Raw genomic sequence first — 13,776 nt, 5'->3', positions numbered from 1 at the left:
GGCATGGGGGACAATGGGCTGGTTCGCGACCGACCCGACAGGAGCCGCCCCCCATGCCCCGCCTCGCCCTCTACGCGCTCGTCCTGTGCGCGCTCGCCGTGGCCGCCGCCGTCGTCTCCTTCGTGGAGGGCAGCTGGCTCGGCGTCCTCTGGATCCTGATCGCCGGCCTCACCAGCAACATGTGCTGGTACTACCTGCGCAAGGCGAAGGCGGAGCGGGAGGCCGGCGAGCCGGGGACGGCCAACTGAGCGTCGCTACTTCCAGAACTGGAAGTAGGCGTAACCAAGGCGCGACAGGTCGCCCGGGACCCCGAAGGCCGCCGTCACGGAGTCGATGAAGCCGAAGAACGCGGCGTTGACCTCGGGGATCCACAGCACACCGAAGACGGCCAGCAGCCCGAACTGCCCGAACGGCTCCAGCTGGCGCCGCGTCCGGTACGACAGCCAGGGCTCGATCACGCCGTAGCCGTCCAGGCCCGGCACCGGCAGCAGGTTCAGGATCGAGGCCGTGACCTGCAGCATCGCCAGGAACGCCAGCGCGGACGCGAACGGTGTCTGCGCCGGGTCGCGGTAGTCGACCACATCCAGGGTGAAGGGCAGCAGCAGGGCGATCGCGCACACCACGTTGGTCAGCGGGCCCGCCGCCGAGATCAGGCTGTGCTTCCAGCGGCCGCGGATCCTGCCCCGCTCGATGAAGACGGCGCCGCCGGGAAGGCCGATCCCGCCCAGGATCACGAAGATCACCGGCAGCACGATGCTCAGCAGCGCGTGCGTGTACTTCAGCGGGTTCAGGGTCAGGTAGCCCTTGGCGCCGATCGAGATGTCGCCGCCGTGCAGCGCGGTGCGGGCGTGCGCGTACTCGTGCAGGCACAGGGACACGACCCAGCCGGACACGACGAAGAGGAACACGGCGAAGCCGGTGCTGGTGGAGAAGTCCGTCCACACCGCCCAGCCCGAGACGGCCATGATCGCGACCAGGCCCAGGAAGATCGGGCTGATCCGCCGTTCACTGCGGGTTGCTGCGGTCGTCATCGTTCGGGGCTCCTGCGGAGGCGGTGCGTCATCGGTCGTGGTCCTGGCCGCCCGATCATGCCATCCGGCTGCCGCGGGGCAAACCCACGGCGGGACAACGCTCCGCCAACGCCGTACGTTCCTGCGCCCGTGTTGCGATCCGCCATCGATCGGGCCCGGACCGGTTCCCCGCGTACGGGGTACGGGGGCACGCTGGGGGTGTCCGGCGGGGGCCGGGGGCACGCTGGGGGTTGTCCGGCGGGGGCCGGGGGAGCGGGGGGAGCCATGACGCGGACGGGGGTCGTCGTGCCGGCACTGGTCGGCATCGCGGCCGTGCTCGGCACACTGACCGGGTGCGGCGTGCCACCGGCGGGGGTCACCGGCATCGCGGTGAACGAGGACGGCAGGCCGCTGGGGGTGATGCTGGTGTGCCACGACCACATCGACGGGGCCACGCTCTACGACTCCGATTCCGATTCCGACTCCGACTCCGACGCGGACGCGGACGGGGACGAGCCGTCGGACCACCTCGGCAGGTGGAGCCGGGGGAGGCCGGTGACGGGGTTCACGGTGTGGTCGCTGGAGGATGGCGGCAGGGGGTGGCGCACCGAGGTGCCGGCGTCCCTGCCCTTTGTGGCGCACCGCACGTACAGCCTGTACGGCTGGACCCGGGACAACTCGTGGTCGACGCAGCACGTGGACTTCACGGCGGAGCAGTTCGAGGGCCTGGAGCCGGGGGAGGTCCGCTGGTACGGGGGCGAGGGGGCGCCCGGGGCGGACCGGGACGGATTCGTCACGGCGCGGCTTGCGGGGTTCCGTGCGAGTGCCTGCGGCGGCTTTTGACCGGGGTCTGTGGTTGCGGCCTGTTGTTTGTGTGCGGGTCCGTTGCGCCTGCGGCGGGCGTCCGCCCGCCCTCCCGCCCGATTGCCCGGCGCGATTGGTGCGGGCCTGCGCAAGTTCGTCTGGGGTCGGCGCCGCGCCGGCGCACGTCCTCAACGCTCGCGGTTTACGCCCACATCCTTGGGCACCGCACTTAACCGCTCGTCGTTTCCGGGCGCACCCCGACACACCCCCTCCCGAGGTATGGGCGCGCAACGGCCGGTGGGGGGTCAGTTAGGCGCGCGGGGGTGCCCGGAACCGCCCTCTGACCCCCACAACCCCACGGGTCCAGCCCCGCATCATTCGGCACCGGGTCCGCCGCTCGTCTCCCCCCAGCCTTCGGCCAGGGGGAGCGCCCCGCCACACCCCCTCCCGAAGTATGGGCGCACAACGGCCGGTGGGGGGTATGGAGGTAGTCCGGGGTTGCCCTGAACCGCTCGCTGACCCCGCAGCCCCAGGGGTCCAGCCCGCATCATTCGGTACCGGGTCCGCCCGCTCGTCTGTCCCGGCCTTCGGCGAGGGGGAGCACCCCGACGCGCCCCCTCTGGCGGGTGTGGGCGCAGGACGGCCGGTGGGGGGGTGTGAGGGCAGTTCGGGGTTGCCCTGAACCGCTCGCTGACCCTGCGGCCCGCGGTTCAGGCCCGCATCGTTCGGCACCGGGTCTGCCGCCCGTCTGCCCCAGCCTTCGGTTAGTGCGAGCACCCTGCCCCCCTTCCACGTGTTGGGGCGCGGTTAGTCAGGCAACGGGGGTGACCCGGACCGCCTTCGCACCCCCACCGGCCGTTGGTCGCCCCACCCTCTCGGAGGGGGTGTGTCGGGGTGCGCCCGGAAACGACGAGCGGCGAACGCGGTGCCCAAGGATGTGGACGTAAACCGCGAGCGTTGAGGACGTGCGCCGGCGCGGCGCCGACCCCACGACGAACCGCGCGAGGCGGTGACCAATCGCGCCGGGCAATCGGGAGGGAGGGTGGGGGAACCCCCAACAGAAACCACAGCGCACCCGCACACAACAACCGGGCCCTACACAACAACCGGGCCGCACACAACGGACCGGGCGGCACGGCGCAGCCGCCCTCGGACAGAATGGGGGCGTGCGTTACGGCATCCTCGGGACGACCCAGGCCCACCGCGAAGACGGCACCGCCGTGCCGCTGTCCGGCACGCGCCTGAGGGCGCTGCTCGCCGCGCTGGCGCTGCGCCCCGGCCGGGTGCGCACCAGCGAGGCGCTGATCGGCGAGGTGTGGGAGGACGAGCCGCCCGCCGACGCCACGGGCGCGCTGCAGGCGCTGGTGGCCCGGTTGCGCCGGGCGGTGGGGCACGAGGCGGTCGGCTCGGCGGACGGCGGCTACCGCCTGGTCGCCACGCCGGACGCCGTGGACCTGTACCGCTTCGAGCGGCTCGTCGAGGACGGCGGCCGGGCGCTCGCCGACGGCGACGCCGCCAAGGCGGCCGAGGCCCTGGACTCCGCGCTGGCGCTGTGGCGCGGTCCGGTGCTGGCCGACCTGCCGGACCGGGTGGCCGTCGCGCCCCGCTACGACGCGTTGCGGCTGGACGCCCGGCGGTTGCGGATCACCGCCGAGGTGGGGCTCGGCCGCGCCGAGCAGGTGCTGCCGGAGGCCGTGGAGCTGGCGGTGGCCCATCCGCTGAACGAGGCCGTGCAGGTGCTGCGCCTGCGCGTGCTGCGCGAGGCGGGCCGGGGTGCCGACGCGCTGGTGGCGTACGAGGAGGTGCGGCGCGAGCTCGCCGAGACGCTGGGCACCGATCCCGGCCCGGAGTTGCGCGCCCTCCACGCCGAGCTGCTGAATCCTTCCGCCCCCGCACACACCCCCGCCCCACCCCCCACGACCGCACCGCGTCTCGGCAACGCGCGGGCCCGCCTGACCAGCTTCGTGGGCCGGGAGGCCGACCTGTCCGCGATCGCGGCGGACCTGTCGGCCGCCCGGCTGGTCACCGTCACCGGCCCCGGCGGGACCGGGAAGACCCGGCTGTCGCAGGAGGCCGGGGACCTGGTCGCGGGGGACTGGCCGGACGGCGTGTGGTTCGCCGAACTGGCCCCCGTCGAGGACCCCCGCACCGTGGCCGTCGCCGTGGTGAACGCGCTGGGCCTGCGCGAGACGCTGCTGCACCCCGCTTCGGCGACCGAGGCGGCGCTGTCGGCGGAGGCGAAGGGGGCCGCGGCCAAGGACCCGCTGCTGCAGCTCACCGAGTACTGCGCGGAGCGACGGATGCTGCTGGTGCTGGACAACTGCGAGCACGTGATCGGCGCCGCCGCCGAGCTCGCGGAGCGGCTGCTCGCGCAGTGCCCGGGCGTGGCGGTGCTGGCCACGAGCCGTGAGCCGCTGGGTGTCCCGGGGGAGCTGATCCGGCCGCTGGACCCGCTGCCGCGGACCCCCGCCCTGCGGCTGCTGGCCGACCGGGGTGCGGCGGCCCGCCCCGGCTTCACGCCGGACGAGGACCCGGAGGCCTGCGCCGAGTTGTGCCGCCGGCTCGACGGGCTGCCGCTCGCCATCGAGCTGGCCGCGGCCCGGCTACGGATGATGACGCCCCGTCAGCTCGCGGACCGGCTCGACGACCGCTTCCGCATCCTCACCGCGGGCAGCCGCACCGTGCTGCCCCGCCAGCAGACGCTGCGCGCGGTGGTGGACTGGAGCTGGGGCCTGCTCAGCGAGGCCGAACGGGTCGTGCTGCGCCGCTTCGCGGTGTTCGCCGGCGGCTGGGACCTGGCCGCCGCCGAGGCGGTGTGCGGTGAGGACGGCGGCGTCGTGGACGCCCGGGACGTCGCCTCCGTCCTGGCCTCGCTCGTCGACAAGTCGCTGGTCGTCGTCGACCTCGCCGAGGACGCCGCCCGCTACCGCATGCTGGAGACCATCGGCGAGTACGCGGCCGAACGCCTCGCGGAGGCCGGTGAGCGCGACGCCGTGGGGCGCCGCCACACCGCGTACTTCCGCGAGTACGTCCGTACCGCCGATCCCGAGCTGCGCGGCCCGGGCCAACTGCGCTGTCTGGACCGGCTGGAGCGCGAGCACGAGAACCTGCGGGCCGCCATCCGCCGGGCGGTGGACACCGGGGACGAGCAGGAGGCGCTCTGCCTCGTGCTGGCCTGCGGCTGGTTCTGGGAGATGCGCAACTACCGCAGCGAGATGGGGTACTGGCCCACCGTGGTGGCCGCGATGAGCCCGGTGGACGCCTTCGCCGAGCCGCTGCGGCTGCCGCCGCTGGACCGCTCGCCGCTGGAGGACCCGCTGCCGATGACCCCGCTGCAGCTCACCGAGGCGCGGCGCTGGGTGCGTACCGCCGAGGTGTCCGCGTTCATGGGCGAGCACGACGTGTGGAACGACCCGCGGCTGGTCGGGCTGGGCGAGGCGATCATCGAGGCCTACCCGCCGGAACTGCCGCAGTCCAGCCTCCGGCCCGGGCTGTTCCGTGTGCTCGGCGCCATGCTGACCGGGCGCTTCGACCGCATGCCCGAGCTCATGGACGACGCGGTGGCGAGCTGCCGGCTGCACGGCCGGGTGTGGGAGCTGGCGTTCGCGCTGCAGTTCCGCGCCAAGGTGATGAACGACGTGGAGGGCCGGCTGGAGGCCTCCATGGACGACATCCGCGAGGCCCGGGAGCTGTTCGGCAGGGTCGGCGACGACTGGGGCATGGCCGAGGCGCTGGCGGCGGAGGCCGAGGCGAGCTCCAACGCCGGCGACTGGGCCCGCGCGGCGGAGAGCTGCCGCGAGGCCATCGAACTCGCCCGCAAGCTCGGCGCGTACCAGCACGTGCCGATCATGAAGGTCCGGCTCGGGGACGCCCTCGCCAACGCCGGCGACCTCGAGCAGGGGGAGCGGCTGATCCGCGAGGGGGTGGCGGAGGCCGAGGCCTTCCGGCCGGTGGGCGACGACGCGGGCTACTACGGCAAGGTGCTGCTGATCGCCCTGCTCTCGCGGCGCGGTGAACTGGACGAGGCCTTCGCGCTGCTCGACGTCCTGCAGGCCGCCCCGCCGCGCGGGATGCCCTCGTTCATCGTCGGGCTCCTCGCCGCCGTCCGCGGCTGGCTCACCGGCATGGCCGGCGACCCGTACGGCGGGCTGCCCCATCTCGCCGAGTCCGTCGCCTACATGGAGGGGCACCCGCTCAGTCCCGTCATCGGGCCGCGCCTGGGGGTGCTCCTGTTCCCGCCGGGCGTCGCGCTCTTCACCGGCATCGCCGGTCTGCGCGACGGCGAGGACGTCCACGGTCCGGCGCGGCGCGCCGCGGTGGTGCTGGGCGCCCACGACGCCCTGCGGCAGACCGCCTGCACCCCGTGGGAGCGGGTGAGCCTGGACGAGGACGCGGTGCGGCTGCGCGGGTACCTGGGCGAGGAGGGCTTCGCGGCGGCCTACCGCGAGGGCGAGGGGCTCGTCTTCGCCGAGGCGGTCGAGTTGCTGCGCGCGCCCGTCTGACCCCTCCGGCCGCCTCAGCCGGCCTTCTTGCGGGGCGCCGCCTTCTTCGCCGTGGTCTTCTTCGCCGTGGTCTTCTTCGCGGGGGCCTTCTTGGCGGCGGTCTTCTTCGCCGGGGCCTTGCCGGCGGCGGTCTTCTTCGCGCCGGCCTTCTCCCCGCCGCGGGCGTCGATGCTGGCCTGGAGCGCCGCCATCAGGTCCACCACGTTGTCGGGGGCGCTGGTGACCTCGGCCATCTCGGGGACGGGCTCGCCCTCCAGCCGGGCGGCGACCAGTTCGTCCAGCGCGTGCTGGTACTCGTCGTGCATCGACTCCAGGTCGAAGTCCTCGGAAAGGGTCTCCATCAGGCTCTGCGCCATCTTCAGCTCCTGCGGCCGCACGGTGACCTTCTCCGGCGGCGCCAGACCCTCCGCGGCGCGGACCTCGTCCGGCCAGTACATGGTGTGCAGGACCAGCACGTCCTCGTGGACGCGCAGCAGCGCCAGCGACTCGCGGGTGCGCAGCGCGATCTTGGTGACGGCGGCCTTGCCGCTGCTGCTCAGGGCCTCGCGGAGCAGGACGTACGGCTTGGCCGCGGCGGTCTCGGCGCCGACGTAGTAGGCCCGGGACAGGGACAGCGGGTCGATCTCGTCGGCGTCGACGAAGGCGAGCACGTCGATCAGCTTCTTGCTGGGCAGGGGCAGGGCGGCCAGGTCCTCGTCGGTGAGCACCACCGTGCGGCCGGTCTCGTCCTCGTACCCCTTGGCGATCTCCGCGTAGGGGACCTCCTTGCCCTCCTTCTCGCAGAACCGCTTCATGCGGATGCGGCCGCCGTCCTCGGCGTGCACCTGGTGCAGGGAGACGCCGTGCTCCTCGGTGGCCGCGTAGAGCTTGACGGGAATGGAGACCAGCCCGAAGCCGATCGCACCTTTCCACATGGATCGCATACTTTCGTCCCTTTCCGGGGACTTTCCAGACTATGCCCGCCCCGTCAGCCTCGCCCGACCGGCAGACGGTCGAGGTGGACGGCCGCCGCGTCGTCCTCACCCACCTGGACAAGGTCGTCTTCCCGGTCACCGGTCACACCAAGGCGCAGCTGCTGCAGTACTACGCGAGCATCGCCCCGGTGCTGGTGCCGCATGCCGCCGGGCGCCTCGCCTCCTTCGTGCGGGCCCCCGAGGGCCCGCACGCCCAGCGCTGGTTCGCCAAACGCCCGCCCGCCGGCACGCCCGACTGGGTGACCACCGCCGGGGAGGCCGACGAGCCGCACGTCGTCGTCGACTCCGTCCCGGCCCTGGTCGCCATGGCCAACCTCGGCGGCTGGGAGCTCCACGTCCCGCAGTGGACCACGGCGGGCGGCCGCGACGCCCACGACCGGCTCGTCCTCGACCTCGACCCCGGCGAGGGCGCCGACCTCGTCCTGTGCTGCCGGGTCGCCGAACGCCTGCGGCAGATGATGGAGGACGACGGGCTCACCGCCCTCCCCGTCACCTCCGGCAGCAAGGGGCTGCACCTCTACGCGCCGCTGCGGCCCACCACCGAGGCCGCCGCCACCGGCTACGCCAAGGCGCTCGCCGCCCGCATGCGCGACGAGCACCCCGGCCTCGTCGTGTTCTCCATGACCCGCAGCCTGCGCGCCGGGAAGGTCTTCATCGACTGGTCCCAGAACGCCTCCGCGAAGACCACCGCCTGCCCCTACACCCTGCGGCTGCGCGACCGGCCCGGCGTCGCCGCCCCCCTCACCTGGGACGAGGTCGCCTCCTGCCGGACGGTGGAGGACCTCGCCTTCACCCCCGAGGAGGTCCTGCGGCGCGTCGCCGACCACGGCGACCTGCTCGCCGCCCTGGACGACGCCGCCGGACGCGGCACCCTGCCGTGACGGGCGCCCCCCGGTGAGCGACCCCCTCCCGCTCCCGGTCCGCGTCGCCCTGGCCCGCCGCGTCGACACCGTCCCCGCGGCCGACGCCCTCCCCGGCGGGTGCGCCTACGAGCCCAAGTTCGACGGCCACCGGATGGTCGTCCTCACCGGTCCCGTGCGCCTGCAGACCCGCTCGGGCCGGCTCGTGACCGCCACCTTCCCCGAGATCGCCGAGGCCGCCGCGGCGCTGCCGGACGGCACCGTCCTCGACGGCGAGGTCGTCATCTGGCGGGACGGCCGGGTCGACTTCGGCGCCCTGCAGCGCCGTGCCCTGCGCGGCTCCCCCCGCGGCCCCGTCCTCCCCGCCAACTACGCGGCCTTCGACCTGCTCGCCGCCGGTGGCACCGACCTGCGCGGCCGGCCGTACCACGAGCGCCGCGCCGCCCTCGTCGCCCTGCTGGCGCCCCTCGGGCCGCCGCTGCAGGCCGTACCCATGACGACCGACCGCGACGAGGCCGTCGACTGGTACGCCTCGCTCGCCCCGGCCGGCATCGAGGGCCTGGTCGTCAAGGGCCTCGGCCAGCGCTACCGCCCCGACCGCCGCGACTGGCTCAAGCTGCGGCACGCCGTCCCGCAGGACGCCGAGGCCATCGGTTTCACGGGCACCCCCCGTGCCCCCCGCGCCCTCGTCCTCGACCTCGGCGACGGCCCCTACGCCTCCGCGCCCCTCGACGCCTCCCTCCGCGGCCGGCTCGCCGCGCTCCTCGCCCCGCCGGTCCCGCCCGCCGCGACCCTCGACGACGGCACCCCCTACCACCCGCTGCCCGCCCCGCTCCCCGTCGAGATCCTCCAGGGCGAGGGCCGCCACGCCCTCACCACGGTGCTCCGCCTGCGCCCCGACGACTGACCCGGCGAGACGTTCACCGCCCCGCCCCCGAAAGGCCGTTGAGCAGCGGAGGGCACCGGAATACGATGGCGCGTCGCCGACCGGTCGGTCGCGTGCGACCCCCCGGTTCCGAGGAGACCCCTTCCGGCATGCGCGCGTACCTCCAGGCCGCCCGGCTGCTCGTCCTGCTGCTCGGCTTCTACGTCATGACGGCCGGCCTGCTCGCCGCGATCGTGGCCGCCGACGTCGTCCTCACCGACGTCGCGCTGCGGCAGGGCTACGTGACGTTCCTGTTCCTCGGCATCAGCGTCGCCTTCGCCTCACCGCTGGTGTCGGGCCTGGTCGCCTCCGTGCGCGGCGTCAACCGCCACCGGCCCGACGGGATCCGGGTGAGTGCGCGGGAGCAACCGGAGCTGTGGGCGCGGGTGCTGCGGGTCGCCGAGGCCATGGGGACCGCGGCCCCCGTCGAACTCTGGCTCGTGGCGGAGCCCGTGGCGGCCGTCTGGCAGAGTTCCTGGGTACTCGGTCTGGTTCCCGGGCCCCGGCGGATGGTGCTGGGCGTCCCGTACCTCACTGGCCTGACGGAACGTCAGGTCGACGCGGTCATCGCCCACGAACTCGGCCACTTCGCCCGGCGCGACACCCTCCTGGCGGGGCTGGCCGCCCGCAACCGCGCCGGCCTGATGCGGGTCCTGGAGCGCTACTCGGAGGACGGCAACGGCATCGGCCACGCCATGGGTTCGATGTTCGCCGGCTACGCCCGCTTCTGCCTGCGGACGACGCAGGCCCAGGCCCGCCTCGGCGAACTCGCCGCGGACCGCGCCGCCGCACGGATCGCCGGACGGGACACCACCGCCGCCGCCCTGCGCCGCATCCCGCTGCTCGACGCCGCGCACACCCGCTACCTCCGGGAGTACGCCGGCATCGGCACCGCGCTCGGTCTGCTCCCCCCGGCGCAGGAGGTGCACTCCGGCTTCGGGGCGTTCCTGGACAGCGCCACCTGGCGGGAGGAGGAGCGGGGACTGATCGCCGACCCGCCCCGGGAGAAGACCTCGCCCTACGACTCCCACCCCCCGATGCGCGAACGGGTCGCGGCGATCGAGGCGCTGCCCGCGGACGCCGACGGAACACCCGCCGGAACGGCGGCGCCCGGGCCCTCACCCGCGGCGACCGGCCTCGTACGGGACCTCGCGGCGACCGGCGCCCGCACCGTGCTGGCGCTCCCCGGTGCCGCCGAGATGCGGCAACTGCCGTGGCGGGAACTGGCCGCCGCGGCCGGGGCCGCGGAACTCGGCACCGAGACGACACCGGTGCTCCGGGCCGCCCGTGCCGTCCTGCGCAGGCCCGCGGACCTCGCGATGCTGCTGGACGCGATCGACGCCGGACGCTGGGCGGAGGTCGTCGACTGCATGCCGCGCCCCGGCCACGGGGGCCACATGCTGCTCGACGACTCCCTGCGGGCGCGCGCCCGGGCCGATGCCGCGGACGGGCTGTACTCCCTGGCGCTGACGGCCCTGGTCCAGGACGGCCGGGCCCGCTGGGAACTGGACTGGGAACGCGGCAGGCACCTGGAGTTCGACGAGGGCGTCCACGCCGCGCTCGACCGGGCCGTGGACGCCGCCGTGGCCCCCGGGGAGGGGGCCGGACCCGACACCACGGGTCTGCGCGACATCCTCGGGCTGCCCGCCGACCGGGCGACGGCTCAGGCCTGAGCCGCCGCGGGCACCTCGCGGGTGCGGGTCCAGCGCAGCAGGGTGTCCGCGTCCCAGGTGTTGACCACCCGCTCCGGGGGGACGCCGCACTCCTCGGCGCGGGCGCAGCCGAAGATCTGCCAGTCCAGCTGGCCCGGGGCGTGGGCGTCGCTGTCGATGCTGAAGAGCACCCCGGCCTCCACGGCCTTGCGCAGCAGCCGGCGCGGCGGGTCGAGGCGGTCCGGGCGGCTGTTGATCTCCACGGCCACCCCGAAGCGCTCGCAGGCGGCGAAGACCAGGTCCGCGTCGAACTCCGACTCCGGGCGCAGCTTCCCGGACACCAGCCGCCCCGTGCAGTGGCCCAGCACGTCCACCAGCGGATTGCTGATCGCCGAGACCATGCGCCGGGTCATCTCGTCCCGGCCCATGCGCAGTTTGGAGTGGACGGAGGCGACGACCACGTCCAGCCGGTCCAGCAGCTCCGCGTTCTGGTCGAGGGCGCCGTCGGCGAGGATGTCGCACTCGATGCCGGTCAGCAGCCGGAAGGGGGCGGGGAGGCGGGTCCCGACCTCGGCCACCACCTCCAGCTGGGCCCGCAGCCGCTCGGCGGTCAGCCCGCGGGCGACGGTCAGCCGGGGGGAGTGGTCGGTGAGCGCCGCCCACTCGTGCCCCAGCTCCCACGCGGTGCGGGCCATCGTCTCGATGGGGCTGCCCCCGTCGGACCAGTCGGAGTGCAGATGGCAGTCGCCGCGCAGCGCGGCCCGCATCCGGCCGCCCGCGTCGCCGGCGGGCCGCCGGAGCGTGTCCGTGGTGCCCTCCTCCAGCCGGGTGAGGTACGCGGGCCGCCGGCCCGCCAGCGCCTCCCGGACGACGGCGGCGGTCTTCGGACCGAGCCCCTTGAGCTCCTCCAGCCCGCCCGGCCGGTCCGCGCGCCGCCCGAGCTCCTCCGGCGGCAGCGCGGCGACCCCGGCCGAGGCACCCCGGAAGGCACGGACCCGGTACGTCGGGGCGCCGTCCCGCTCCAGCAGGAACGCGATCCGGTCCAGCGCCTTGACGGGGTCCATGCCTCCAGGATCAGGTCTTGTTGCGGAACCTCGCCACCGCCAGCGGCGCGCTGATCACCGTGATGCCCACGGCCCACATCACCGTCATCATCGCCGAGTGCGCGACGGCACCGCCGTTGATCAGGTTGCGGGAGGCGTCGGCGAGGTTGGACAGCGGGTTGTAGCGGGTGAAGGCCTCCAGCCAGCCCGGCATGGTGGTCGGCTTGGCGAAGATCGAGCTCCCGAACTGCAGCGGCAGGACGACGATCATGGCGAGCCCCTGGACGGACTGGGGGGTCCGGGCGACCAGACCCAGGAGGATGAACACCCACATCAGCGAGGCACCGAAGGCCAGCGACAGCACCACCGCGCCCAGCAGCCCGAACACCCCGTTGTCCACGTGCAGCCCGAGGATGAAGCCCATGATCAGCAGGATCACCGTGGCGACCAGCGCACGGCCGATCTCGACGACGATCTTCGCGATCAGCACGGAGGAGCGGGCGATCGGCATCGTCCGGAAGCGGTCCATCACCCCGGTCTTGAAGTCCGAGTTGACGCCCGTGCCGACGGCCATGGCGATGTTCATGCCCATCATGGCCATCAGGCCGGGCACCATGTAGTTGACGTACTTCTCCTGGCTGCCCTCGAGCGCGCCGCCGAAGACGTACACGAACAGCAGCGTGAAGACGATGGGCATCAGCAGCGCGTCGAACATCGACTCCGGGTCCTGCCGGATCTGCAGGACGTTGCGCCGCACGAGGGCGCCGATGTGGCGCAGGTTGGCGCGCAGCCCGATCCGCGGATCGGCGGTCACGGCCTTGGCGTTCCCCGCGGGGACGGTGACGGCGGTCATGCCGCGAGCTCCTCTCGGTCCCGGGTGCCGCTGCCGTGCGTGACGGCCAGGAACACCTCGTCCAGGCTGGGCAGGTGGGTGTCGATGCCGGCGATGGCGAAGCCGTGCGCGCCGAGCGCGGCCACGACGTCGGTCAGCTGCTCGTCGCTGAGGATCGGCACGTTGAGCACGCCGCCCGCGTGGTCCGCCACGGCCCGCGCGCCCGCGCCGAGCGCCGCCGCCATCGCGTCCAGCACGCCCGGGTCCACCGGCCGCACCTGCAGCGTCCGGCCGCCGACCTTCGCCTTCAGCTCCTCGACCCGGCCCCCGGCGATCACCCGGCCGCGGTCGATGACCGTCAGCTCGTGCGCGAGCTTCTCGGCCTCCTCCATGTACTGCGTGGTCAGCAGCACGGTCGTGCCGTCCGCGACCATGTTCTGCACCTCGTCCCACACCTCGTTGCGGGTGCGGGGGTCCAGGCCGGTGGTCGGCTCGTCCAGGTACAGCACCGCCGGGCGTCCGATCATCGACGCCGCCAGGTCCAGGCGGCGGCGCATGCCGCCGGAGTACTCCTTGGCGGGCTTGCGGGCGGCGTCCGTCAGCGAGAACCGCTCCAGCAGCTCGTCCGCCCTGCCGCGGGCGTCGCGCCGGGACAGGTCCAGCAGCCGGCCGATCATGTAGAGGTTCTCGCGGCCGGACAGCGACTCGTCGACCGAGGCGTACTGCCCGGTCAGCCCGATCACCCGGCGCAGCTGCCGGGGCTGCTCGACCACGTCGTAACCGGCCACCGTGGCCGTGCCGGCGTCCGGCCGGATCAGCGTGGACAGGATCCGCACCAGCGTCGTCTTGCCGGCGCCGTTCGGCCCCAGCACACCGAGTACGGTCCCCTGCCGCACGTCCAGGTCCACCCCGTCGAGGGCCTTCGTCTCCCCGTAGCGCTTCACGAGCCCCCGCACCCTGACGGCGGCGTCCGCGCTCTTGGCATCTCGTTGTGTCATGCCGCCACGGTCGCGCGCCCCACCGACACGGCGCCGACATATCGCTGACAGCCCCACCGACACGCCCCCGACACGGGCTGGCGCCGCGCGGAACCGGGCCGTTCCGGCCCCGCGGGGGCCGCCGCCCGGCCGGGTGCGGCGCCTGACGCCGGCCCGCCGCACCGCGTTCCGCCGGG

Annotated in this window: 11 protein-coding genes; 6 read left to right on the top strand and 5 right to left on the bottom strand. The window is 74.2% G+C overall.

Annotation, left to right across the window (positions count from 1 at the left end; all coding sequences use genetic code 11):
• Nucleotides 1-53 precede the first annotated feature (53 nt).
• Nucleotides 54-248, top strand: a complete 195-nt coding sequence (locus ABZ479_RS03770; protein WP_500459670.1) for a hypothetical protein — start codon at nucleotides 54-56, stop codon at nucleotides 246-248.
• Nucleotides 249-254: 6 nt separating this feature from the next.
• On the opposite strand, the gene ABZ479_RS03765 is transcribed toward ABZ479_RS03770, so the two are convergent.
• On the bottom strand, nucleotides 255-1,031 hold the full coding sequence (locus tag ABZ479_RS03765; protein WP_500459669.1) for a site-2 protease family protein: 777 nt from the start codon (nucleotides 1,029-1,031) through the stop codon (nucleotides 255-257).
• A 264-nt stretch (nucleotides 1,032-1,295) separates the two neighbouring features.
• Here ABZ479_RS03765 and ABZ479_RS03760 point away from each other — a divergent pair, with 264 nt between their 5' ends.
• Together ABZ479_RS03760 and ABZ479_RS03755 are read left to right on the top strand one after the other, a co-directional pair.
• On the top strand, nucleotides 1,296-1,853 hold the full coding sequence (locus ABZ479_RS03760; RefSeq protein ID WP_500459667.1) for a hypothetical protein: 558 nt from the start codon (nucleotides 1,296-1,298) through the stop codon (nucleotides 1,851-1,853).
• Between the two features lie 1,127 nt (nucleotides 1,854-2,980).
• A complete protein-coding gene (locus ABZ479_RS03755; RefSeq protein WP_500459666.1) occupies nucleotides 2,981-6,316 on the top strand; it encodes an ATP-binding protein in 3,336 nt (1,111 codons plus the stop codon).
• A 14-nt stretch (nucleotides 6,317-6,330) separates the two neighbouring features.
• On the opposite strand, the gene ku is transcribed toward ABZ479_RS03755, so the two are convergent.
• Nucleotides 6,331-7,230 carry a non-homologous end joining protein Ku gene (gene ku / locus ABZ479_RS03750; RefSeq protein ID WP_500459665.1) on the bottom strand — a complete coding sequence of 300 codons (900 nt, stop codon included), beginning with the start codon at nucleotides 7,228-7,230 and terminating at the stop codon, nucleotides 6,331-6,333.
• Between the two features lie 41 nt (nucleotides 7,231-7,271).
• On the opposite strand from ku, the gene ligD reads away from it, so the two are divergent.
• The 3 genes from ligD to ABZ479_RS03735 all read left to right on the top strand — a co-directional run bounded on the left by ligD (nucleotide 7,272) and on the right by ABZ479_RS03735 (nucleotide 10,748).
• Nucleotides 7,272-8,171, top strand: coding sequence for a non-homologous end-joining DNA ligase (ligD, locus tag ABZ479_RS03745; protein ID WP_500459663.1), 900 nt, complete (start codon nucleotides 7,272-7,274; stop codon nucleotides 8,169-8,171).
• 13 nt (nucleotides 8,172-8,184) lie between these two features.
• On the top strand, nucleotides 8,185-9,057 hold the full coding sequence (locus ABZ479_RS03740) for an ATP-dependent DNA ligase (RefSeq protein ID WP_500459662.1): 873 nt from the start codon (nucleotides 8,185-8,187) through the stop codon (nucleotides 9,055-9,057).
• Between the two features lie 128 nt (nucleotides 9,058-9,185).
• A complete protein-coding gene (locus ABZ479_RS03735; protein ID WP_500459661.1) occupies nucleotides 9,186-10,748 on the top strand; it encodes a M48 family metallopeptidase in 1,563 nt (520 codons plus the stop codon).
• Here ABZ479_RS03735 and ABZ479_RS03730 read toward each other — a convergent pair.
• From ABZ479_RS03730 to ABZ479_RS03720, 3 genes are read right to left on the bottom strand one after another with little or no spacing between them, the layout of a single operon-like run.
• Nucleotides 10,739-11,791: a PHP domain-containing protein gene (locus tag ABZ479_RS03730; RefSeq protein ID WP_500459660.1), complete on the bottom strand. Its 1,053-nt coding sequence runs from the start codon at nucleotides 11,789-11,791 to the stop codon at nucleotides 10,739-10,741. The genes ABZ479_RS03735 and ABZ479_RS03730 overlap by 10 nt on opposite strands.
• Nucleotides 11,792-11,801: 10 nt before the next feature.
• Complete coding sequence (locus tag ABZ479_RS03725; protein ID WP_499598277.1) at nucleotides 11,802-12,623, bottom strand: ABC transporter permease; 822 nt, start codon at nucleotides 12,621-12,623, stop codon at nucleotides 11,802-11,804.
• Nucleotides 12,620-13,600, bottom strand: a complete 981-nt coding sequence (locus tag ABZ479_RS03720) for an ATP-binding cassette domain-containing protein (protein WP_499598274.1) — start codon at nucleotides 13,598-13,600, stop codon at nucleotides 12,620-12,622. Before ABZ479_RS03720 ends, ABZ479_RS03725 begins: the two co-directional genes overlap by 4 nt.
• Nucleotides 13,601-13,776 lie beyond the last annotated feature (176 nt).

The sequence above is a fragment of the Streptomyces sp. NPDC005722 genome, assembly GCF_040630935.1.
Classification (GTDB): Bacteria; Actinomycetota; Actinomycetes; order Streptomycetales; family Streptomycetaceae; genus Actinacidiphila.
This window is presented reverse-complemented; position numbering and strand designations above follow the sequence as displayed.